Raw genomic sequence first — 20,217 nt, forward strand, 5'->3', positions numbered from 1 at the left:
CTCCGGGGGTGCGGGCTGGGCCGGGACGGTCGGCTTCGTCTGCTGGCCGGGCTCTTCGCGCGGCGCGGCGGGTGCTTCGGGCGTCGTGGGGGCCTTCTCGGCCTCGGGTGCGCCCGGCTGCGGGGAACGCCGGCTCGGGGCGGTGGTCGTGTCCCGTCCCGAGTCGCTCACGGCGGCCGCGGGACGCTGCGGCGGCACGGGTTCTCCGGACCCGGCGAGGACGACCCCCGCCGCGACGGCCGCGCCCACGACCGAGACCCCGAGGACGCCGGCGACCGCGGCCGGGGCCTTGGCGCCGCCGGTCAGCAGATGCCGTACTCCGTGCAGGAACCCGGAGCCGTGCCCGCCGGACGCAGCACCGGCACCGGCACCGGCCCCCGCCCCGGCCGCGAGCGGCAGCAGGAACGTGCCGGCCCCGCCGAGCACGAAGATCAGGAGCGCCGGGCCCACCAGGGCGGGCAGCCGGACGTTGGCGCGAAGCAGTACCGCGAGCCTGCCCCGGCAGTCGTCGCAGGTGTCGACGTGGGCGAGCAGCTTCTCGGACTGCCGCGCGGACGCGCTGCCACGCACGTGCGCGGGCATCCGGTCCCAGTGCGCCTCGCAGGCGGCGCTCTCCGGCGTCCCGGGATGGGCGCGCAGGAACGCCTGCCGCATCCCCTCCCTGGCCCGGTGCAGCAGCACGGCCGTCGCACCGCTGCCCGCGCCGATGCCCTTGCCCACCGCCTCCAGCGGCTGCCCCTCCGCCTCCGCGAGCCACAGCGCCTTCACCCAGCGCTCGGGCAGCTGGCCGAGCACCCGGGTCAGCAGGTCGACCGAGGAGGCGCGGGCCGCCGGGTCCTGGTCGTCGTACGCGACCTGCACCGGCTCGACCCCGGCGTGCGGGTCCAGCGGCGTCTCGCGCGCGGCGCCGCGGCCCGCGGTGGCGGCCAGGTGGCGCACGGTCGTGGTCAGGTACGCGGCGACGTTGTCGATCGCGTGCCCGCCGGACAGCCGCCGCCACACCTTGAAGTGGGCCTCGGCGACCAGATCGTCGGCGAGCCAGGGGTTCCCGGTGAGCGAGCGGGCGTACGCGACGAGGCGCGGCTGCTCCGCCTCGTAGATCCGCGCGTACGCGGCAGGACTGAGACCGCCTTCCGTGGCGGTGGGCGGTATCGGCGCGGCGGCGGGGCCGTCGGTCATGGCAGGACACATCCGTACGACGTCGGCAGGTCCGCCCGACTGCGGATCGGGCGGGGGTTTTCCGGCAAGTTTGAAACGTTAATTGACAAATGTCGGATTATGGAGGGGTGAGTGGCGCAGGTCACAACGACCTTTTCGCGAAACGCCGTAATGCGTGCCCCCGCTCCCGCGTCGAACGGGCATCAGGAACACGCAGCGCAGAAAGGGAGCCCGCCATGCCGACCACCCTGCCCGTCACGCTCGAACAGTCCGCCCGTGCCCGTCTCGTCACCGCCGAGGGCCAGGGCCCCGAGCGCAGCATCACCGTCACGCTCCGCTACGCCTCCGGGGATCCGCTCGCGATCCACGTGGCGTTCCCCGCCGAGGCGACCCTGGCCGGGACCGAGGTGACGTGGGCGTTCGCGCGCACGCTGCTCGACGAGGGGCTGCGGGCGCCGACCGGCTCCGGTGACGTCCACGTCTGGCCGTGCGGCCGGGCCCGTACCGTCGTCGAGCTGCACGCGCCCGAGGGCATGGCGGTGGTCCAGTTCGACACGGCGGTGCTGCGGCGCTTCCTGACGCGGTCGTACGCGCTCGTGCCGGCCGGCGACGAGGACGTGGCGGCCGTCGTCGACCACGCGCTCGCGACGCTCTTCGGCCACGACGGCGGGCACACCGGTCACGGCGGTCACGCGTGACGTCCGGCGGGAGCTACCGCCGAGGCTTGTCGCCCGGTTCGAGCGCGGGCGCGGAGACGCCGAGGTGGGCCCGGCACTGCGGGCGCGGTGCCTCCTCCAGGCGCGGGCGCACCGCGCGCGGCCGGATGAACAGGGCCGCCGTGGCGGCGCCGAGCGCGAACAGTGCGGCGCAGCCGTACGCGGCGCGGTGGAAGGAAGTGTTCACGGCCTCGGGCTGTGTGTAGGCGTCGCCGGACAGACCGACGGCGAGCGGCAGCGCGGCGACCACCAGCAGCTGCGCGACACGCGCCGCCGTGTTGTTCACACCGCTGGCGAGCCCGGCGTGCTCCGGTTCCACCGACGCGAGGACCGTCGTGGTCAGCGGCGCCACGAAGAGACTCATGCCGAGACCCAGTACGGCGACCGCGGGCAGCACGTCGGCCGCGTACGACGAACCCGGGCCGATCCGCAGCATCAGCAGCACCCCGGTCGCGGCGACGACCGGCCCTACGACGAGCGGCAGCGTCGGCCCCACACGGCGGGCCAGATCACCCGCCCTGGCCGACAGCAGCAGCATCAGCACGGTCACCGGCAGGGTCGCCACCCCGGCCTCCAACGCGTCGTAGCCCAGGGCGACTTGGAGCTGGACGGGCAGCAGGAAGAGGATGCCGCCGATCGCCGCGTAGAGGCAGAGCGTCATTCCGTTCGCGGCACTGAACAGGCGCGAGCGGAACAATGACGGCGGCAGCATCGGCGCGGCCCGCCGCCGCTCCACGGCCACGAAGGCGACACCGGCGAGGACGCCGACGAACGCGGCGAGACCGGTCGCCGCGCCGGAGGCGCCGCCCGACGCCCCGATCAGCGCGTAGCTCACCCCGGCCAGGCACACCGCGGCGAGCACCGCCCCGGCCTGGTCGAACGGGGCGTCCGCGGCCGCGGCGTCCCGGCTCTCGGGCACGTGCCGCAGGGCGATGAGCAGCACGACGGCGGCGATCGGCACGTTGATGAGGAAGATCCACCGCCATCCGGGGCCGTCGATCAGCCACCCGCCGAGGAACGGCCCGAGCGCGCCCGCGACACCGGTGAGACCCGACCAGGCGCCGACGGCCCTGGCCTGGTCGTCGGGGTGGAACACGGACCGCACCAGCGCCAGCGACCCCGGGGTCAGCAGGGCTCCGCCGACGCCCTGCAGCGCCCGCGCCGCGATCAGCGTGCCCTCCTCCGGCGCGAGCCCGCACGCCGCGGAGGCGACCGCGAACCACACGACACCCACGACGAGCGCCCGCCGCCGTCCGATCCGGTCGCCCATCGCCCCGCCCCACAGCAGCAGGGCGGACAAGGTCAGCATGTAGGCGTTGACGACCCACTGCAGGGCCGACAGCGAGGCGCCGAGGTCCCGGCCCATCGTCGGCAGCGCGACGTTCACGACGGTCCCGTCGAGCATCGCCATGCCGGACGCCAGCACCACGCACGCGAGGATCCACCGCCCGCGCGCCGAGGACAGCCTCACGCCGGGGGCGGCGTCGGGCGCGGGGTGGGCCGTGGCAGCCATCGCGGTCAGTATCCCGAAGCGCCCGCGCGGGCGCGACCGGCGTGTCACCGCTTGCCTCAAAAATCGAACACATGCTCTAGTGGTCTCATGCGGCACACCATCACCGATGACCTCGTCCAGACACAGCGGGAGTGGACCGCGACATACCGACGCCTGGCGCTCCAGCCAGGCCGCACCGCCCTGCGGCGCCGTCTGCTGCACCTTTCGCGGATCCTGGCCGGCGAGCGGCTGAGCCCCGCGGAGAAGGCGGAGCTGCGGCGCCGTGCGCAGGGGGAGGCGTGATGGCGGCGGGGCGGCGCGCCCCCGAGATAGTCGTGCAGCGGCCGTCGCAGGCGGGCGGGCGCCGGGTGACCGTCGGCGGTACCGCGCTCGGCCTCGCGCACAGCGACCGCGACCTGATCGAGTTCCTGCGCCGCGCCGGTCTCGACGACGCGGACGGGCTCGTGCTGGGGGACTCGCCGCTCATCCACTGGTGCGGTGGGTGTGCGCACCGGTACGAGGCGATGTGACCGACACGCCGATGCCCTCGGACGGTTCACCGTCCAAGGGCATCGGAGGAGGGGGAAAGGGGGTTCAGCGCGGCAGGTGCTTCTCCACGGCGGCGACGACCTCGGCAGCGTCGGGCTCGGTCTGCGGCGAGAACCGCGCGACGGCGTTGCCGGACGCGTCGATCAGCACCTTCTCGAAGTTCCAGCGGATGTCACCGGTGTACCCCTCGCCGTCCGCCACCTCGGCGAGCTTGGCGTACAGCGGGTGCCGGTCGGCCCCGTTGACGTCGACCTTCTCCGTCATGGGGAACGTCACGCCATAGGTCGCGGAGCAGAACTCGGCGATCTCGTCGGCGGAGCCGGGCTCCTGCCCCATGAACTGGTTGCAGGGCACCCCGAGCACCGTGAAACCCCGCCCCGCGTACTGCTCGTGCAGCCGCTCCAGACCCGCGTACTGCGGGGTGAGGCCGCACTTCGAGGCGACGTTGACGATCAGAACGGCCTGCCCCAGGTACTGGGTCAGCTCGGCGGATCCGCCCTGGAGGCGGTCGATCTCTACTGCGTCGTAAACGGTCATGGTCCGGAGCGTACGCCGCGACCGGCGGGGGATCGTGTGCTGCCCCTGCTGTGCGAGCGGCATATTCCTTGGCCATGGCGGAACGGCCCGACCTACTCTGCGCGCATGTCCGAGGAACAGAGCGGCCCCCTACTGCGCGTGGGCCCCGAGAGCGATGCGGCACTGGCACTGAACTTCCATCATCTTGTGCGTGCCTTCCCGGACGAGCCGGGCGATCCGATGCGCGACTTCGTGGTGACGGCCCGCGGTCCGGGGGTGGAGGTCGAGGTCGGGGTGAGGACGTGGGGCGGTGACGGGCTCGATGACTTCCTGGCCCAACTGGCCGAGTCCTTCCGCGGATGGAGCGGTGTCCGGGAGTGGTGCTCGCTGGAGCGCGATCTGGCGGTCTCGGCGGAGCACACCGGGGCACGCGTCGAACTGACGTGGGCGTTGCGTGCCCCGTTGCCCGATCACGAGTGGTGCTTCGAGGCGACGACCGGTCACGCGCCCGGCGAGGACATGCGCAACCTGGCCGCGGAGATGCACGCCTTCTTGACGGCCGAGCCCTGGGCGCGGGCCGGTCGGGACGAGGTCCTTCCCGGCTGATTCCGGGTGGATGTCACAGCCGCGTGAGAGCCTCCGCGTCATGAGCTACGACCTTGCTGTCTGGGAAGGCGAGAGGCCTGCCGACGACAGGACCGCCCGCCGCGTCTTCACCGACCTGAGCGACCGCTACCTCGACGCGGAGGCCGCCGCGCCGCCGTCCGAACGCATAGCGGCTTACGTGGCCGTGCTCCTTGAGCGGTGGTGCGAAATCGGTGAGGACGACGAGGACACCTCGCCGTGGTCGACCGGTCCGTTGATCTCCGAGGCCAGGGGGCCGCTGATCTACTTCCCCATGCGGTGGAGCATGGCCGGGGAAGCGTCTGCGTATGCGGCGGACGTGGCGCAGGCCATGGGGCTGGTGTGCTTCGACGTGCAGACGAGTCGGCTCAGGCCGTGAGTCATGACGTGCCAAGGGGCCGGCTTCGTGCCGGCCAGTCCGGGCGGTCGGTGTCCTTCTGGGTCTGGCGGGTGCGGAGTTGGCGGTTCACTTCCGTGCGGATCTACGGCGTGTCGGGGACCTCGATGACGAGATCGTCCGTCGCCCATGAGCCGATCCATGATTCGTCCGGCAGTTTCAGTGAGTTGATGACTTCCAACGCCGGGCGATCGGACCAGCTCTGACCCTCCAGCCACGCCCCGAGCCACTGGGGGAACGTCAGGTCCAGCTTGTGGCGGTCGCCTTCGGCCCACCACCACATCTGCCCCTCCGGATGGCGGCAGTCGAGCAGGAACGACTGGGCGCAGCCCATGTCGCAGAAGAACAGCACTCCGGCGGGAGGCGGCGGGGCCTCCTCGGGGTCCAGCCTGGCGTGGAGGTACTCGGTGTAGCCGTTGAGCATCCCCAGCGGCTCGTCCTCGTCCTCCAGTGCGTAGATGCCGCCGAAGGGGCCGATCCCGCCGTCGGCGATCTCGAGGTAGATGCGCCGCACCAGCGGGGGCATGGGATGGCCGACGACGCGCTCGAACTCCTCCACCGCCTCGACGGGCGCGGGGTCGGGCAGCGGGAAGGCGTAGGAGGAGTCGTTCGGCCGCCCCGTGGCCACCCTGGCCAGGACAGCTCGGAACAGGTCGTCGTCGGTCATGTCGCGCTCCTCTCAGCGGCGCGCACATTCTCCAGGATCACGCCGACCCGCAGACGGTCGCCTCGGCGGTCGCCTCAGCGGCCGTCCTCGACGAACGAGGCGAGGTGGGCCAGCGACGACGAGATTCCGGCCTCGTGCACCGCCTGGTCGATGCCGGACGGCACCCCCGTCGCGGTGACCGTGACCTCCGTCGCGGTGTCGACCGCGGTGAGCTGCCAGGTCATCGTCATCGTGCCGGCGAACACCGGGTCGTCGGCCTCGAACACGGCGCGCTGCACCACGCGCTCCGGTCGTTCCAGCGCCGCGAACTCGACGTCCACCACATCCGTGGCGTCCGACGTCTTGCCGGGGCTCTCGGCGGGATCGAGGTAGGTGAGGATCATCCGGAACCCGCCGCCGGGACGGGGGTCCCACCGCTCGATCCGGCCGCTCATGCCCTCCGGCGGCAGCCAGGTCTGCAGGGACTCGCGGTCGAGGAGCGCGTCGTAGACGGTCGTCGGGAGTGCCGCGATCACCCGGCTCGCGCGGTCGGTCCTGCTCATGGGCCGATCCTAGGGCCTGCTTCTGGGGCCTGCTCCGAGGTCTGTTCCTGGAGCGTCTTCCTGGAGCCTGTTCCTAGGCTGTCCCGCCTGCCGCACGTCCTCGCCCCAGTCGGACGACCGCAGTTCCTCCGTCGAGGTCCACCGTGGTGCGGTTCGGCGGCGCCCCGTCGTCCTCGTTGTCCGGCATGACCAGCGCCGACTGCCGTTCCTTCAGCTCGTTCTGCTTGCCCGGCGAGAGGCTCGCGTGCAGCTGCTCGAAACCGGTCGCCGATATCTGGCCCTGCCGGGCGCTGTTCCGCCAGGGGAGGACACCGGCACGTCCGGCCCGCAGCAGGAGCTGGTCGACGAAGGCCAGCAGCGTCAGGACGACGACGAGGCCCGGCAGCGTCATGAAGAAGATGAACTGCATGGTCCCAGTATCCAGCCGGGGCGTCCCCTCTCGCGTCCGGCCTGCGCATCGGATCGCCCCGGGCTAGTCGCGGTGCAGCCGCCCCCACGCCACCAGCTCCACCGTCGTCGCCACCGCGATCGCCTGCACGGCCATCAGCGCGACCAGGACGAAGAGCTGGACGGCGCCCGCCATCACCGGTGACGCGCCGCCCAGGAGCATCCCCACGAACGCCCCGGGAAGCGTCACCAGGCCGACCGTGCGGGTCTGGTCGAGGCCGGGGAGGAGGGCGTCCGACGCGGCCGGGCGGGCGATCTCCAGATGCGCCTCGTGGGGGAGGAGCCCCAGGGCCAGACATGCCTCCACCTCGCCCTTGCGCGCGGTCAGTTCATCGAGGGCGCGCCGGCCCGCCAGCACCGTCGCCGTCAGCGCCCCGCCGATGAGGATGCCGGTGACCGGGACGAGGGCGATGCCCCGGGTGGGGAGGAGCCCGGACACGACCAAGGCCCCGACGACCGGGGCCACCGGAGCCGCGATCGGCAGCGCCGCCCACAGCCAGCTGCGGTTCGGCGTGATCCGGCGGCCCGCCGTGCGCGCGGCCACCACGAACATGAGGAGCAGGAAACCGAGCAGCGCGGCGCCGTGCCGGACCACCCAGCCGATCACCAGGGAGACCAGCCCCAGCTGGACCGCCGCCCGCACCCCCGCCACCACGATGTCGCGCGCCCGGCGCCGCGAAGCGTCCGGGGCGAGCCGGCAGACGGCCGCCACCGCCGCGGCCACCACCAGCAACGCGACGAGGGCCCCGGCCAGGATGCCGTCGACGGGCAGCAGGGTCGACGCCGCCAGGGTCCGCTCACGCACGGCAGCAGCCTAGGTCCTGACGGAGTCCCGTCGGAGTTCTGCCGGAGTTCCGTCGGAGACCTGCCGGACTGCCGTCGGACTCCGTCGGAGGTCCGAAGATCCTCGGGAATCGCTCCGACGTGGGCACCGGTGCTGTTCCCTGTCGGACCCGTGCGCGACGATGGGGTGGCAGCAAAGAGTTGAGTACGTGTGGAGAGAAAGAGAGCTGACCGTCATGGCACAGCAGGTGCAGGGCGTGATCGCGCGGGCCAAGGGCGCACCGGTGACGATCGAGACGATCACCGTGCCGGACCCGGGACCGGGTGAGGCGGTGGTGAAGATCCAGGCGTGCGGGGTCTGTCACACCGATCTGCACTACCGGGAGGGCGGGATCAACGACGAGTTCCCGTTCCTGCTCGGGCACGAGGCCGCAGGGATCGTCGAGTCCGTGGGCGAGGGGGTGAGCGAGGTCGCGCCCGGCGACTTCGTGATCCTCAACTGGCGTGCGGTGTGCGGCCAGTGCCGTGCCTGTCTGCGCGGGCGCCCCCAGTACTGCTTCGACACCCACAACGCCAAGCAGAAGATGACCCTGGCCGACGGGACCGAGCTGTCCCCGGCCCTGGGCATCGGCGCGTTCGCCGAGAAGACGCTGGTCGCCGCCGGGCAGTGCACCAAGGTCGACCCGGCCGCCTCGCCCGCCGCCGCCGGCCTGCTGGGCTGTGGCGTGATGGCGGGCATCGGCGCCGCGATCAACACCGGCGGCGTCGGCCGCGGCGACTCGGTCGCCGTCATCGGCTGCGGCGGCGTGGGCAACGCGGCCGTGGTGGGCTCCCTCCTGGCCGGCGCCTCGAAGATCATCGCGGTCGACATCGACGACAAGAAGCTGGAGACGGCCCGTTCGTTGGGCGCCACGCACACCGTCAACTCCCGGGCCACCGACCCGGTCGAGGCGGTGCGCGGGCTGACCGGCGGCTTCGGCGCGGACGTCGTCATCGAGGCCGTCGGCCGCCCGGAGACCTACGAGCAGGCCTTCTACGCCCGGGATCTGGCCGGCACCGTCGTCCTCGTCGGCGTGCCGACGCCGGAGATGCGGATCGACCTGCCGCTGCTCGACGTGTTCGGCCGCGGCGGATCGCTGAAGTCGTCCTGGTACGGCGACTGCCTGCCGTCCCGCGACTTCCCGATGCTCATCGACCTCTACCGTCAGGGCCGTCTCGACCTCGACGCGTTCGTCACCGAGACCATCGCGCTCGACGAGGTCGAGAAGGCCTTCGAGCGGATGCACCACGGCGACGTGCTGCGTTCGGTGGTGGTGTTCTGATGACGCAGAACAGCTCCGGCGCCCGCATCGAGCACCTCGTGACCTCCGGGACGTTCTCCCTCGACGGGGGCACTTGGGACGTCGACAACAACGTGTGGATCGTCGGCGACGACGAGGAGGCCGTCGTCATCGACGCCGCCCACGACGCCGATGCCATCGCCGCCGCGCTCGGCGACCGCAGGCTCGTCGCCATCGTGTGCACCCACGCGCACGACGACCACATCGACGCCGCCCCCGCGCTCGCCGAGCGCACCGGCGCCCCGATCCTCCTGCACCCCGCCGACACGGACCTGTGGAAGCGCACGCACCCGGACCGGGCGCCCGACGCCGACCTCGCCGACGGGCAGCAACTGACCGTTGCGGGCGTGGAGTTGACGGTGCTGCACACGCCGGGCCACTGCCACGGCGCGGTCAGCCTGTACGCGCCCGAGCTGGGCACCGTGTTCACCGGAGACACCCTGTTCCAGGGCGGACCCGGCGCCACGGGACGGACGTTCAGCGACTTCCCGACGATCGTCGAGTCGATCCGGGAGCGGCTGCTCACGCTGCCGCCCGAGACCGTCGTGCGCACCGGACACGGTGACAGCACGACGATCGGGGCGGAGGCGCCGCAGCTCGACGAGTGGATCAAGCGCGGCCACTGAGGCCGCGGTCGCTCAGGCCGGGCGGCAGACCGAGCGCTGCCGCCCGAGCCCGGCGATGTCCATCTCCATCACGTCGTCCGGGCCGAGGTAGGGGAACCGGCCCGACAGGGCGACGCCCTGCGGCGTCCCCGTGTTGATGACGTCGCCCGGCTCCAGGACCAGGTACTGCGACAGGTGGTGGACGATCTCGGCCACCGAGAAGATCATGTCGGCGGTCACCGAGTCCTGGCGCGGGTCGCCGTTCACCCAGGAGCGCAGCCGCAGCCCCTGCGGATCGCCCACCTCGTCCGACGTCACCAGGACCGGCCCGAGCGGATTGAACGTGGCGCAGCTCTTGCCCTTGGACCACTGGCCGCCCGACTCCTCCAGCTGGAAGGCGCGTTCGGAGACGTCGTTGCTGACCGCGTACCCGGCGACGTGCGCGAGCGCCTCGTCGGGCGAGTCGAGGTAGGAGGCGCGGCGGCCGATGACGACGGCCAGTTCCACCTCCCAGTCGGTCTTCTCGCCGCCGCGCGGGATCAGCACGTCGTCGTACGGGCCGACGACCGTGTTCGGCGACTTGTAGAAGAGGATCGGCCGCTCCGGCGGCTCGGCGCCCGACTCCGCGGCGTGCGCCGCGTAGTTCTGGCCGATGCACAGGACGGCGGACGGCCGGGCCACGGGCGCGCCGACGCGCTGCCCGGTGATGTCGGTCTCCGTCAGGTCGGCCAACGGCGGTACCAGGCCCGGCTGTTCGCCCAGTGCGGCGAGGAACGCGCCGTCGATGTCGTCGGTGACCGGCGACAGGTCGAAGTGCCGGCCGTCGGGGGCGGCGAGGACGGGCCGTTCGCGGCCCGCGGGGCCGATGCGCATCAGACGCATGAGGGGTGTGCTCTCCAATGGGTGCTGTTCCGTGCCGTGCGGGTACGGGACCGCGCACGGCGTCGTACAGGGTCGGTTACGGAGGTCAGTTACGGGGGGCAGTTACGAAGGGTCAGTGCAGCCGTGCCAGCGCATCCGGCCCCACGGCGGTCAGCGGCGGCCGGCCGTCCAGGAGGCGCAGCACCTCTGTCACGGCGCTCGCGCCGAGCCGCTGCCGGCACTCGACGGTGCCCGCCGCGGTGTGCGGGGTCAGCAGGACGTTCGGCAGGGCCCTGAAGGGATGGTCGATCGGCAGCGGCTCCGCGTCGAACACGTCGATCGCCGCGTCGATCCGGCCGCTGCGCACCTCGGCCACCAGCGCCTGCTCGTCGACCAGCCACGAGCGGGCCGTGTTCACCAGTCCGGCGCCGTCCGGGAGCAGCGCGAGCCGGCGCGCGTCGAGCAGGTGCCGGGTCTCGGCCGTTGCGGGCGCGTGCACGGCGACGATCCTGCTGCGTTCCAACAGCTCGTCCAGCGGGCGCAGCCGGACGCCGAGCCGCTCCGCCTCCGCGGGGCTCAGGTACGGATCCGCCACCGAGACGTGGGCGCCGAGCGCCCGCGCCAGGGCGACGTAGGCGCGGCCGGTACGGGACGCGCCGATCACCCCGATCTCGCTGCCGCGGATCTCGTGCCGGTCGGGGCCAGCGCCCGCCGCCTCCCAGGACGCGCCGGTGCGCAGCGCGTGGTCGGAGCGGTGCACCCGGTACAGCAGGGCCAGGGTGAACGCGAGCGAGGCCTCCGCGACGGGCGGGGCCATCTCCTCGCCGGTCTGCGTCACCCGGATGCCGCGCCGGAACACCTCTTCGGTGACGTAGGCGGCGATCGCCGCCCCGGTGTGCGCGATCAGCTCCAACTCCGGCGCCGAGGCGAGGAGTTCGGCGTCGACCTGGGGTGATCCCCAGGACGTGATCAGGGCGCGGGCCCCGGGCAGCGCCTTCGCCAGGGCCGCCCGGTCGGTGTGCGCGTCGAGGACGGTCAGCCGCGCGGCCGCCGCGAGTCGCTCCCAGGTCGCCTCGGTGAAGAACTGGGCGCGCAGGCCGGGCGGTACACCGACCACCACACGGGGTTCAGGCGAGCCATTCATCCAGGTGCTCCTTCACGAACGCGTCGTCGGTCAGCCACGGATACGCCGCCGCCACCCGCGTCAGCTCCTCCGCCTGCCCCGGCGACATCGTCTCCGCCGGGTCCAGGCACCAGGTTCCCGCCAACAGGCCCTGGCGGCGCAGTACTTCGTGCACTCCGGCGATGCAGCCGCGGAACGCGCCGCGGACGTCGAACACCGCCTGGTTGGCGTCGGTCAGCTCCGGGCGGCGGGTCAGACAGCGCAGCAGCGCCTCGTGGTCCCCGGCCCGTGCCGCCCGGACGTCGTCGAGCAGGGTCACCGCGGACCGGGTCCACACCGCCCACTGGCCGAGCAGTCCGCCCGCGAACCAGCGGCGGCCGCCCGCCGTGTCGTACGGGGTGAGCAGATCGCCGACGATGTCGTCGTCGTTGCCGGTGTAGAGGACGACCTCGGCGGCGCGGTCGGCGGCGGCCACCGCCCGGACGACGTCGGCCGTGCGGTACCGGTCGAAGGGGGCGATCTTCACGGCCGCGGTGCTGGGCAGGTCCGCGAACGCCGACCAGAACTCCGGCGACAAGTAGCGCCCGCCGACGGCCTCCTGGAGGTAGAACCCGATGACCGGCAGCACGTCGCCGACGGCCCGGGCCCGCTCCAGGAGCCCCTTCTCGTCGGCGCCCGGCACGGCCGGGCTCAGCAGTACCGCGTCGTAGCCCAGGGATGCCGCGAGCTCCGCCTCGGCGACGGCCTGAGCGGTGTAGCCGCAGGCGCCGGCCACCTTCACGAACGGGCGGCCCGCCTCGGCGCGCACGGTCTCGGCGGCCAGTTCGAGGACCGGCCGCAACAGGCCCACCCGGGGTTCGCGGATCTCGAACTGGGTGGTGTGCACGGCCACGGCGACGCCGCCCGCACCCGACGCCAGGTAGTAGCGGGTCAGTGCTCGCTGGCGGCGTTCGTCGAGGTGGCGGTCGGCGTCCAGGGCGAGCGGATGGGCGGGGATGACGGTGCCCTCACGGAGCACGTCCAGGGAGTCGGGCATGGTACGGGTCAGAACCTTCCGTCGCGGACCTGGAACTTGGTGGGCTTGCCGGACAGCGGCAGACCCCGGCGCAGCCAGTCGGCCTGCCACGTCACCAGCGTGCGCAGCGGGACGTCCGGATAGCCGAACAGGGCGTGGCAGCGCGAGGCGTCGGACAGCAGCGCGGTGGCGGACTCGGTGCCCTCGAAGGCGGGTTCCTTGCCGAACTCCGCGCCGAACCAGTGGGCGATGCGCCGCACGGACGCCGTCTCGGGCCCGGTGAGGTTGACCGTGAACCCGTCGCCGTCGGTGGCGTGCAGGAGCGAGCGCAGGGCGACCTCGTTGGCGTACCCTTGCCAGACCACGTTCGCGTGGCCGGTCGTCACGTCGACCGGCTCCCCGGCCAGGACCCGCGAGGCGACGTCCGCGAGGACCCCGTAGCGCAGGTCCACCGCGTAGTTCAGACGGATCAGCGCGACCCGGGTGCCCCGGGTGAGCGCGGCGTGGCCGAAGATCCGCTCCCGGCCCAGACAGGACATCGCGTACTCGCCGACCGGGCCGACCGGGTCGTCCTCGGTGCAGCCGCCCGAGCCGACCGGCACCAGCGGATACACGTTGCCGGTGGAGAACGCGGCGATCCGGGAGCCGGACCAGCGGCGCGCGACGCGGTCGGGCATCGCCGCGTTCACCGCCCACGCCTGCGAAGGGGCGCCCGCGGAACCGAACTTGGCGCCCACCATGAACACGACGTTGCCCGCGTCGGGCAGCGTGCCCAGGTCGGCCGCCGGGTCCATCAGGTCGAACGCGACCGTACGGACCCCGTCGGCCTCCAGCGCCTCGGCCGCTGCCCGGTCCGACCAGCGGGACACGGCGTGCACGGTGACATCGGTGCGGCCCGCCGCGTCCAGGGCCCGGCGGGCCAGCCGGCACAGGCTCGGGCCCATCTTGCCGCCCGCGCCGAGGACCAGGAGGTCCCCGTCGAGCCGGGCGAGATCCGCGACGAGCGCGGGGGAGGGGGTGGCGAGGCGCTCCTCGAGCGCCGCCTCATCGACGAACATGTGAAGCCTCAACCCTTGATTCCGGACGCCGTGACGCCCTCGGTGAAGTAGCGCTGGCCCACCAGGTACGCGGCGAAGATGGGCACGAACGCGATGACGGAACCCGACAGGACCACGTTCAGCGGCACGTTCTGCTGCTGGAGCGACGCGATGCCGACGGTGAGCGTGCGCATGTCGGTGGACTGGCCGATGACGAGCGGCCACAGGAAGTCGTTCCAGTGCCACAGGAAGACGAACACGCCGAGCGTGGCGAGGATCGGCTTCAGCAGCGGCAGCACGATCCGCCGGAACACCTGCCACTCGCTGCACCCGTCCAGCCGCGCCGCCTCGAACAGCTCGTCGGGCAGCCCCTGGATGAACTGCCGCATCAGGAACACCGCTTGCGCGTTGGCGAGGGTCGGGACGATCAGGCCCCAGTACGTGTCGACGCCGCCCAGCTTCGCGATCATCGCGAACGTCGGGATCATCGTGACGTGGTACGGGACCATCACCATCGATAGGAACGACCAGAACATCGCCTCCCGTCCCGGGAACCGCTTCTTGGCGAACGCGTACCCCGCGAGCGAGGCCAGCAACAGCACGCCGACCACCGAGACGATCGAGTAGACCAGCGTGTTGAGCAGCCAGCGCGGCACGTCCTGCGCGCCCATCACGGTGTCGTACGCCTCGCCGGTCAGCGGCCACGGCAGCAGACTGCCGGGGAAGTCGACCGCCGCGGACGGCTTCAGGGACAGCACGACCATCGCGTAGAACGGGAAGATCGTGGCGAGCGCCGCGAGCGTGAGCAGCACGCCGCGCACGACCCGGCCGCCGCGGGTGCCGCGCATCGCGTGCGGCACGACGTCCCGCTCGGCCTCCCGGCGCAGCTGCCGTGCCGTGCGGACCGGCCGGTCCGGCGCGGGCGTCGGCGCCTTCTCCACAGTCGGTGCGGTCATGGTCACTGGTCCTTCCCGATCACGAGCCGCTGCATGACGGCCACCACGAGCGTGAGCACGAACAGGGCGACCCCGATCGCGGAGGCGTAGCCCAGGTCGAAGTACTTGAAGCCCGCGTCGTACAGCTGGAACACGAGCGTGTAGCTGGCGTTGGCCGGGCCGCCGCCGGTCATCGTGTACACGGCGTCGAACACCTGGAACGACGCGGTCGTCTCGATGACGGCGAGGAAGAACAGCGCCGGCCTGAGCTGCGGCAGCACGATGTGCCGGAACCGCTGCCACGGGCCCGCGCCGTCGGTCAGCGCGGCCTCCTCCAGCTCCCGCGGGATGTCCTGCATCCGGGCCAGCAGGATCAGCATCCCGTACCCGAAGCGCGACCAGACGCCGACGACGGCGAGCGCGGGCACCACCAGGGTGTCGGACGACAGCCACGACTCGTCGGACATCCCGAACCAGCTGACGAACGTCGCCCACGGGCCGCCCGTCGAGAAGATCCACACGAAGACCGTGGCCGCGAGGACGAGCGAGGTGACCACCGGCAGGAAGAACACCGACCGGAACACCTTCGACCCGCGGAACGCCCGCCGCGTCAGCAGCGCGAGCGCGACCGACGCGATCAGCGTGCCCGGCACGGCCAGCACCGTGTACAGGACGGTCACCTTCAGTGCCTGCCAGAACAGCGGATCGGCCCACAGGCGCGTGAAGTTGTCGACGCCGATGAACTTTCCGCCGCCGGTCAGGGTGTAGTCGGTGAAGCTCATCAGCACACCGGCCACGCCCGGACCGAACCGGAAGGCGAGGAACAGCAGGAAACAGGGGAGGACGAACAGCAGGCCGATCCGTGCTTCGCGGCGCGCCTGTGGGCCGCGCCGCGTACGTCGGCGGGTGTGGTCCGCGACTACTGCCACGGTCGATCTCCTTGCGGTACGTGGAAACGGGGTTCGGCTGCCGGGAGGCGCGGCCTGGTCCGGGCGGCGGGGGCTCTGCCCCCTGCGCCCCCGGTCCTCAATCGCCGGACGGGCTTGAATTACCGGGAAGCCATCGCGTCTGCGGCTTTCGCCGCCGCGTCCAGCGCCTCCTTCGGGGACTTCTTGCCGAGCAGGGCCGCCTGGATCTCCGGCGCGAGCACGCCCATCACCTCGCGGGCCTTCTCCTCCAGCGGGCCCGCCGTCATCGTCGGCAGGGTCGCGCCGACCGCCTTCTGCAGGGCGTCGCCCGGGTACAGGTCGCCGCCGGACGTGCGGGCCGGGAAGTAGCCGGCGCCCTTCTCCAGACCGGCCGCGTTCTTCGCCTCGGCCGCGAAGTTGATCCAGTCGCCGGCCAGTTCGGTGTTGCCGCCCTTCAGCAGCGACAGCGCGCCCACGGTCCCGTAGCCCACCGACTTCGCGTCCTTCAGCGGCGGCTTGACGACGATGTTCTCCTTGCCCCAGAACGGCTCGACGTCCGCCGGGGTGTTCTGCCACGTACAGGCGACCTTGCCCTTGGCGACCGGCGTCTGCTCCAGCTTCGGCGTGGTCGTCACCAGGTCCTTGTCGGTGTAGCCGGCCGCGACGAGCTTCTTCAGGTACGTGAGCGCCTTGACGCCCTCGGCGCTGTTGAACGCGGTCTTCTTGCCGCCCTCGGCGAACACGTCACCGCCCGCCTGCCACAGCAGCGGGTAGAAGGTCATGTTGAGGGTCTGCTGCGTGTCGCCGCTGTAGCTGGTGGCGTAGTAGCCCTTCTTCTTCAACTTTGGTGCGAGCGCCTCCAGTTCGGCCCACGTCGTCGGGTACGCGGTCTCGCCGATCGCGTCGAAGACCCGCTTGTCGCAGATCAGCGGGTTGGCGCTGGTGAGCACGGGCGCGCCGAGCGCCTTGCCGCCCACGGTGACGGATTCCAGGGCGAAGTCCGTGTAGTCCTTCTTCGCGTCGGCCGGCATGTAGTCGTCGGCGGGCACGATGTTCTTCGCGTACTTGGGCAGCTGGTCGGGGATGAGGTAGACGACGTCGGGGCCCTTGCCGGAGGCGATGGCCGTGGCGAGCGCGGTGTCCCGGTTGGCCCACGGGAAGGTCTCCACCTTCACCGTCACGCCCGCGTGCTTCTTCTCGAACGCCTTCACCAGACCGTCCCAGTACTCCTTGTTCTTCGCCTCGTCGAAGATCACGGGATACGTCCACATGGTGACGGTCTTGCTGTCGGCACCGCCGCCCGAGCCGCCGCACCCGGCGAGGGCGCCCGCGGCGAGGACGGTGGCGACGGCGGGCACGGCGACCGCGCGCAGTCTTGAACTCCGGTACGTGGTACGGGACATGAGGGTGGCCTCCAGGAAGGTGGAAAGGATCGGGGAAGTCAGTGGAGCGGGACGGTCTGCACCGTCCCGGTGTGCCGCGCGCGCTCGGCGGCGAACGCGGCGAGGTGGCTGCCCAGCGACGCCGTGGTGCCCGAGCGCACCGCCGCGGGGTCGCCGGTCGCGACGGCCCGCACGAACGCCTCGACCAGCGCGGTGTCCCCGCCGCCGTGCCCGTCGGCCGCGTTGGAGCCGCTCGCGCCCAGCTCGTGCACGACGCTCTCGCCGGTGCGGAAGTCCTGCACGGTGACGCGCTCGCCGTCGCCCCGCAGCCAGCCGTGCGAGCCGAAGATCCGGGTCTGGCGGTGCGTCTGCTCGGTGAAGGCGACCATCTGGAACGTCGCCGTGACCCCGCCGGACAGCCGCATCGCGAGGACCTGGTGGTCGACCACGTCGTTGTCCGACCGGTACACGCACACGCCGTAGGGGCCTTCGCGCAGCGCCTGGAGCAGGCCCGCCTCGTCGGTCGCCTCCGTGACGTGCGTGACCGGCCACACCGGGCCCTGCTCCCGCAGCGTCGGCAGGTACAACTTCTGCGCGCTGTACGGGCATTCGGGTTCGACCGCGCAGTCCAGGCAGCGGTCGGCCGAGCCCTCCGGCGCGTTCTCGGGGCGGAAGTGCCGCAGGTCCCCGAAGCTCGCCACCTGCTCGATCCGGGCGCCGCCCAGGACGTACGAGATCCAGTCCAGGTCGTGGCAGGACTTCGCGAGCAGCATCGGGGACGAGCCCTTCTCGCTGCGCCACGGCCCGCGGACGTAGCTGTGCGCGTAGTGCCACCAGCCGACCGGCTCCAGATGGTCGATCGAGACGAGCTGGCCGAGGACGCCCGAGTCGACGACGTCCTTCACCAGATCCGTGTACGGCGTGTACCGCATGACGTGGCAGACGGCGAACAGCACGCCCGCCTCGCGCACCCCCTCGACGAGGGTGCGCGTCTCGTCCTCGGTCGGCGCGAGGGGCTTCTCGGCGAGGATCGCGTACCCGGCGCGGGCCAGCGCCAGGACCGGTTCGACGTGGTCGCGGTCCTGCGTGGCGACGATCACCGCGTCCGCGATGCGCTCCCGCGCCAGCGGCCGCCAGTCGTCGAACTCGACGGGCGCGCCGGACGCGGCACGGGCCGCGGGCCGCGGGTCGGCCACGGCGACGAGCTCGGCCCGCTCGGGGTGCTGCTTGATCCACTCGGCGTAGGTGAGACCGCGGTTGCCGGCGCCGACGAGGGCGACGCGGACCGGCCGGCCGGTGATCGGGGGATGCGTGGACACAGGGATTCCCTGGAGGTTCGGGGGTGTGCGGCGGTCGGGGGTCAGTAGCGGACGGTGCCCGCGGTGTGCGCGACGCGCTCGCCCTCGTCGGGCAGGGCGGTGCGCTCGACGCCGTCCTCGACGCACCCGGTGTGCAGCAGATGGCTGTGGGCGTCGGCGAAGGCGGCGGGCCGCAGGTCGAGGCGGCCACCGGTGAAGGTGCAGCCCGTGGCCCGGTAGCGGTTGACGCCCTCGGTGACCTGGAGGTGCGCCGTCCTCGCGGGGGCGGTCGCGTCCACGCCGTCGAGCAGCCAGGAGACGGTGCGCCCGGCGCCGCCCGCGCGGGTGAGGAAGGCGCCCGCCTTGTTCGTGCCGGTGATCCGCACGCCGTCGACGCGCAGCAGCTGGTCCTTGTCACCGGTCAACGTGACGCCGGTGTCGGTGAGTTCGCCGCCGCTGACGCGCAGATCGCGGTGGGCGCAGGTGGCGGGGGCAGCGTCCGCCGCGCCGGTCAGGGTGCAGCGGTCCATGATCAGCGGGCCCGTCCCGTTGAAGGCGGCGCCGCCGATGCCGGTCAGGGTGACGGCGCGCAGGACGAGCGGCGCGTCGACGTCGGCCTTGGTGACCTCGGCGCCGGGCGCGAAGGCGAAGGCCGAGTCGGCGATGACGTTCGGCCGTTTCGAGCGCTTCGAGGCCTGCGACACGATGAGCGGACCGCTCGCGGTGCAGCCGCGGATCTGCACGCCGTCGGCGTTCACCCACAGCATCCCCGACCCGTCGAGGGACTTCTTCCCGATGACGGTGACGTCCTCCAGGGTGAGGTCGGTGACCTTCACGCGGGCCACGAACCAGGAGCAGGCGTGCCGCCGTACGGTGATCCGCTTGGCCGCGCCGCCCCACGCGGCACCGGAGTTGGCGAACGTCATCAGGCCGGAGTTGCCGGTGTAGACGAGGTCGTGCTCGAACTGGCCGTGCGTGACGAACGGTCCTTGGTCGTCCCCGTCGCCGTGACAGTTCGTCACGTAGCAGTAGGCGGACGCGGTGAAGTCGTTGAGGTGCCGGGCGTTGGAGGTGTGACAGTCCTCGACGTGCCCGTAGAGGCAGTAGATCTGCTGGGTGAGGTAGCCGGCCCCGCCGTACGTCACGGACTTGGGGTTGGCGAGGGAGCACTGCTCGGTGCGGAAGTACGTGCACCAGCGGCGCATCACGACGGGCCAGAACGTGCCGGTCGCCTCGATCCCGGAGACGTCGCAGCGGACCGCGTACTCGTAGGACACGGGGTGGGAGCCGGTGAGTTCGTCGTCGCCCGCGCCCTCGAAGACGAGGTTGCGCACGTGGGCCCGGTCGACCGGCTCGACGCGGGTCCAGGTGAGGGTGCGGCCCTCCGCGAGGTCCCAGCCGATCTGGTAGTTGACGCGGATGTGCGTGCCGTCGACGACGTCCGTGACCTGGACGAGCCGCTGGATCTCCTTCTCGTACTTCCCGGCGAGCGCGTTCACCTCGACGGCCCACCACTGTCCGGCCTCGAACCCGGCGGAGTCCCCGACCTCGAACAGGTCGGACAGGTCGGGCATCGCCGTGGACAGGGCGTGGGTGTGGACGGTGTCGGTGGGGGTGCCGCGGAAGGCGAGGACGGCGCCGAAGGGGTTGTCGTGGGTGTTGGCCTCGATGCCGGTGGTGAGCATGCGGTGGCCGTGGAAGTCGAGTTCGATGTTCGAGCGGTGCCACAGATGGCGTTTGCGGAACAGGAGGTCGGTGTGGGCCTCGATCCGGTGCACGGCCGGGTCGGTGACCAGCGCGTCCAGGGCGGCATCGGCCGGGG

23 protein-coding genes are annotated in these 20,217 nt (G+C 72.2%); 7 read left to right on the top strand and 16 right to left on the bottom strand.

The window, feature by feature from the left end; translation table 11 throughout:
* Positions 1-1,179 (bottom strand): sigma factor (locus M4J07_RS37400; protein ID WP_255979699.1); only part of this gene is annotated, 1,179 nt, incomplete at its 3' end.
* A 215-nt stretch (positions 1,180-1,394) separates the two neighbouring features.
* On the opposite strand from M4J07_RS37400, the gene M4J07_RS37405 reads away from it, so the two are divergent.
* Positions 1,395-1,856: an SsgA family sporulation/cell division regulator gene (locus M4J07_RS37405; RefSeq protein ID WP_255979701.1), complete on the top strand. Its 462-nt coding sequence runs from the start codon at positions 1,395-1,397 to the stop codon at positions 1,854-1,856.
* Between the two features lie 13 nt (positions 1,857-1,869).
* Here the strand turns inward: M4J07_RS37405 and M4J07_RS37410 are convergent, their stop codons facing one another.
* Positions 1,870-3,387, bottom strand: coding sequence for an MFS transporter (locus M4J07_RS37410; protein ID WP_255979703.1), 1,518 nt, complete (start codon positions 3,385-3,387; stop codon positions 1,870-1,872).
* Between the two features lie 87 nt (positions 3,388-3,474).
* On the opposite strand from M4J07_RS37410, the gene M4J07_RS37415 reads away from it, so the two are divergent.
* Complete coding sequence (locus M4J07_RS37415; protein ID WP_255979705.1) at positions 3,475-3,669, top strand: hypothetical protein; 195 nt, start codon at positions 3,475-3,477, stop codon at positions 3,667-3,669.
* Positions 3,669-3,896 (top strand): hypothetical protein, encoded by a 228-nt coding sequence (locus tag M4J07_RS37420; protein ID WP_255979707.1) that lies wholly within the window; start codon positions 3,669-3,671, stop codon positions 3,894-3,896. Before M4J07_RS37415 ends, M4J07_RS37420 begins: the two co-directional genes overlap by 1 nt.
* Positions 3,897-3,960: 64 nt before the next feature.
* Here M4J07_RS37420 and M4J07_RS37425 read toward each other — a convergent pair whose 3' ends face one another.
* Positions 3,961-4,452 carry a glutathione peroxidase gene (locus tag M4J07_RS37425; RefSeq protein ID WP_255979709.1) on the bottom strand — a complete coding sequence of 164 codons (492 nt, stop codon included), beginning with the start codon at positions 4,450-4,452 and terminating at the stop codon, positions 3,961-3,963.
* A gap of 105 nt (positions 4,453-4,557) precedes the next feature.
* On the opposite strand from M4J07_RS37425, the gene M4J07_RS37430 reads away from it, so the two are divergent.
* Together M4J07_RS37430 and M4J07_RS37435 are read left to right on the top strand one after the other, a co-directional pair.
* On the top strand, positions 4,558-5,037 hold the full coding sequence (locus tag M4J07_RS37430; RefSeq protein ID WP_255979711.1) for a DUF6228 family protein: 480 nt from the start codon (positions 4,558-4,560) through the stop codon (positions 5,035-5,037).
* Positions 5,038-5,077: 40 nt separating this feature from the next.
* On the top strand, positions 5,078-5,434 hold the full coding sequence (locus M4J07_RS37435) for a hypothetical protein (RefSeq protein ID WP_255979713.1): 357 nt from the start codon (positions 5,078-5,080) through the stop codon (positions 5,432-5,434).
* Positions 5,435-5,537: 103 nt separating this feature from the next.
* Here M4J07_RS37435 and M4J07_RS37440 read toward each other — a convergent pair whose 3' ends face one another.
* The 4 genes from M4J07_RS37440 to M4J07_RS37455 form a co-directional block, all read right to left on the bottom strand.
* Positions 5,538-6,119: an SMI1/KNR4 family protein gene (locus M4J07_RS37440; RefSeq protein ID WP_255979715.1), complete on the bottom strand. Its 582-nt coding sequence runs from the start codon at positions 6,117-6,119 to the stop codon at positions 5,538-5,540.
* 74 nt (positions 6,120-6,193) lie between these two features.
* The gene (locus M4J07_RS37445) at positions 6,194-6,661 is read right to left on the bottom strand and encodes an SRPBCC domain-containing protein (RefSeq protein WP_255979717.1); all 468 of its coding nucleotides are present in this window, start codon (positions 6,659-6,661) and stop codon (positions 6,194-6,196) included.
* 73 nt (positions 6,662-6,734) lie between these two features.
* A complete protein-coding gene (locus M4J07_RS37450; RefSeq protein WP_255979719.1) occupies positions 6,735-7,070 on the bottom strand; it encodes a DUF6191 domain-containing protein in 336 nt (111 codons plus the stop codon).
* Positions 7,071-7,133: 63 nt separating this feature from the next.
* The gene (locus M4J07_RS37455) at positions 7,134-7,913 is read right to left on the bottom strand and encodes an ABC transporter permease (protein ID WP_255979721.1); all 780 of its coding nucleotides are present in this window, start codon (positions 7,911-7,913) and stop codon (positions 7,134-7,136) included.
* 214 nt (positions 7,914-8,127) lie between these two features.
* Between M4J07_RS37455 and M4J07_RS37460 the strand changes: the two genes are divergently transcribed.
* Positions 8,128-9,213, top strand: coding sequence for an S-(hydroxymethyl)mycothiol dehydrogenase (locus M4J07_RS37460; protein WP_255979723.1), 1,086 nt, complete (start codon positions 8,128-8,130; stop codon positions 9,211-9,213).
* Positions 9,213-9,857: an MBL fold metallo-hydrolase gene (locus M4J07_RS37465; RefSeq protein WP_255979725.1), complete on the top strand. Its 645-nt coding sequence runs from the start codon at positions 9,213-9,215 to the stop codon at positions 9,855-9,857. The genes M4J07_RS37460 and M4J07_RS37465 overlap by 1 nt, the downstream gene beginning before the upstream one ends.
* Before the next feature lie 12 nt (positions 9,858-9,869).
* Here M4J07_RS37465 and M4J07_RS37470 read toward each other — a convergent pair whose 3' ends face one another.
* The 9 genes from M4J07_RS37470 to M4J07_RS37510 all read right to left on the bottom strand — a co-directional run.
* Complete coding sequence (locus M4J07_RS37470; protein WP_255979727.1) at positions 9,870-10,718, bottom strand: fumarylacetoacetate hydrolase family protein; 849 nt, start codon at positions 10,716-10,718, stop codon at positions 9,870-9,872.
* A gap of 112 nt (positions 10,719-10,830) precedes the next feature.
* Positions 10,831-11,841: a hydroxyacid dehydrogenase gene (locus M4J07_RS37475; RefSeq protein ID WP_255979729.1), complete on the bottom strand. Its 1,011-nt coding sequence runs from the start codon at positions 11,839-11,841 to the stop codon at positions 10,831-10,833.
* Complete coding sequence (locus M4J07_RS37480) at positions 11,825-12,856, bottom strand: dihydrodipicolinate synthase family protein (RefSeq protein ID WP_255979731.1); 1,032 nt, start codon at positions 12,854-12,856, stop codon at positions 11,825-11,827. The genes M4J07_RS37475 and M4J07_RS37480 overlap by 17 nt, the downstream gene beginning before the upstream one ends.
* Before the next feature lie 8 nt (positions 12,857-12,864).
* Complete coding sequence (locus M4J07_RS37485; protein WP_255979733.1) at positions 12,865-13,893, bottom strand: NAD-dependent epimerase/dehydratase family protein; 1,029 nt, start codon at positions 13,891-13,893, stop codon at positions 12,865-12,867.
* An 8-nt stretch (positions 13,894-13,901) separates the two neighbouring features.
* Positions 13,902-14,828, bottom strand: coding sequence for a carbohydrate ABC transporter permease (locus tag M4J07_RS37490; RefSeq protein WP_255979735.1), 927 nt, complete (start codon positions 14,826-14,828; stop codon positions 13,902-13,904).
* A 2-nt stretch (positions 14,829-14,830) separates the two neighbouring features.
* Entirely contained in the window at positions 14,831-15,736 is a 906-nt protein-coding gene (locus M4J07_RS37495; RefSeq protein WP_255979737.1) for a carbohydrate ABC transporter permease, read from the bottom strand.
* A gap of 119 nt (positions 15,737-15,855) precedes the next feature.
* Positions 15,856-17,118 (bottom strand): extracellular solute-binding protein, encoded by a 1,263-nt coding sequence (locus M4J07_RS37500; RefSeq protein WP_255979739.1) that lies wholly within the window; start codon positions 17,116-17,118, stop codon positions 15,856-15,858.
* Positions 17,119-17,156: 38 nt separating this feature from the next.
* The gene (locus M4J07_RS37505) at positions 17,157-18,416 is read right to left on the bottom strand and encodes a Gfo/Idh/MocA family protein (protein WP_255979741.1); all 1,260 of its coding nucleotides are present in this window, start codon (positions 18,414-18,416) and stop codon (positions 17,157-17,159) included.
* Between the two features lie 41 nt (positions 18,417-18,457).
* On the bottom strand, positions 18,458-20,217 hold a 1,760-nt coding region (locus M4J07_RS37510; protein ID WP_255979743.1), incomplete at its 5' end, for a peptidase C14.

The sequence above is a fragment of the Streptomyces longispororuber genome (genome assembly GCF_024448165.1).
Classification (GTDB): domain Bacteria; phylum Actinomycetota; class Actinomycetes; order Streptomycetales; family Streptomycetaceae; genus Streptomyces; species Streptomyces longispororuber_A.

What these genes read in the sequence shown, in the direction of transcription:
- M4J07_RS37470 (WP_255979727.1), bottom strand. Translation starts at nt 10,718, where the DNA reads ATGCGTCTGATGCGCATCGGCCCCGCGGGCCGCGAACGGCCCGTCCTC.
- M4J07_RS37435 (WP_255979713.1), top strand. Translation starts at nt 5,078, where the DNA reads ATGAGCTACGACCTTGCTGTCTGGGAAGGCGAGAGGCCTGCCGACGAC.
- M4J07_RS37440 (WP_255979715.1), bottom strand. Translation starts at nt 6,119, where the DNA reads ATGACCGACGACGACCTGTTCCGAGCTGTCCTGGCCAGGGTGGCCACG.
- M4J07_RS37445 (WP_255979717.1), bottom strand. Translation starts at nt 6,661, where the DNA reads ATGAGCAGGACCGACCGCGCGAGCCGGGTGATCGCGGCACTCCCGACG.
- M4J07_RS37460 (WP_255979723.1), top strand. Translation starts at nt 8,128, where the DNA reads ATGGCACAGCAGGTGCAGGGCGTGATCGCGCGGGCCAAGGGCGCACCG.
- M4J07_RS37465 (WP_255979725.1), top strand. Translation starts at nt 9,213, where the DNA reads ATGACGCAGAACAGCTCCGGCGCCCGCATCGAGCACCTCGTGACCTCC.
- M4J07_RS37405 (WP_255979701.1), top strand. Translation starts at nt 1,395, where the DNA reads ATGCCGACCACCCTGCCCGTCACGCTCGAACAGTCCGCCCGTGCCCGT.
- M4J07_RS37420 (WP_255979707.1), top strand. Translation starts at nt 3,669, where the DNA reads ATGGCGGCGGGGCGGCGCGCCCCCGAGATAGTCGTGCAGCGGCCGTCG.
- M4J07_RS37475 (WP_255979729.1), bottom strand. Translation starts at nt 11,841, where the DNA reads ATGAATGGCTCGCCTGAACCCCGTGTGGTGGTCGGTGTACCGCCCGGC.
- M4J07_RS37450 (WP_255979719.1), bottom strand. Translation starts at nt 7,070, where the DNA reads ATGCAGTTCATCTTCTTCATGACGCTGCCGGGCCTCGTCGTCGTCCTG.
- M4J07_RS37485 (WP_255979733.1), bottom strand. Translation starts at nt 13,893, where the DNA reads ATGTTCGTCGATGAGGCGGCGCTCGAGGAGCGCCTCGCCACCCCCTCC.
- M4J07_RS37415 (WP_255979705.1), top strand. Translation starts at nt 3,475, where the DNA reads ATGCGGCACACCATCACCGATGACCTCGTCCAGACACAGCGGGAGTGG.
- M4J07_RS37430 (WP_255979711.1), top strand. Translation starts at nt 4,558, where the DNA reads ATGTCCGAGGAACAGAGCGGCCCCCTACTGCGCGTGGGCCCCGAGAGC.
- M4J07_RS37425 (WP_255979709.1), bottom strand. Translation starts at nt 4,452, where the DNA reads ATGACCGTTTACGACGCAGTAGAGATCGACCGCCTCCAGGGCGGATCC.
- M4J07_RS37410 (WP_255979703.1), bottom strand. Translation starts at nt 3,387, where the DNA reads ATGGCTGCCACGGCCCACCCCGCGCCCGACGCCGCCCCCGGCGTGAGG.
- M4J07_RS37480 (WP_255979731.1), bottom strand. Translation starts at nt 12,856, where the DNA reads ATGCCCGACTCCCTGGACGTGCTCCGTGAGGGCACCGTCATCCCCGCC.
- M4J07_RS37500 (WP_255979739.1), bottom strand. Translation starts at nt 17,118, where the DNA reads ATGTCCCGTACCACGTACCGGAGTTCAAGACTGCGCGCGGTCGCCGTG.
- M4J07_RS37490 (WP_255979735.1), bottom strand. Translation starts at nt 14,828, where the DNA reads ATGACCGCACCGACTGTGGAGAAGGCGCCGACGCCCGCGCCGGACCGG.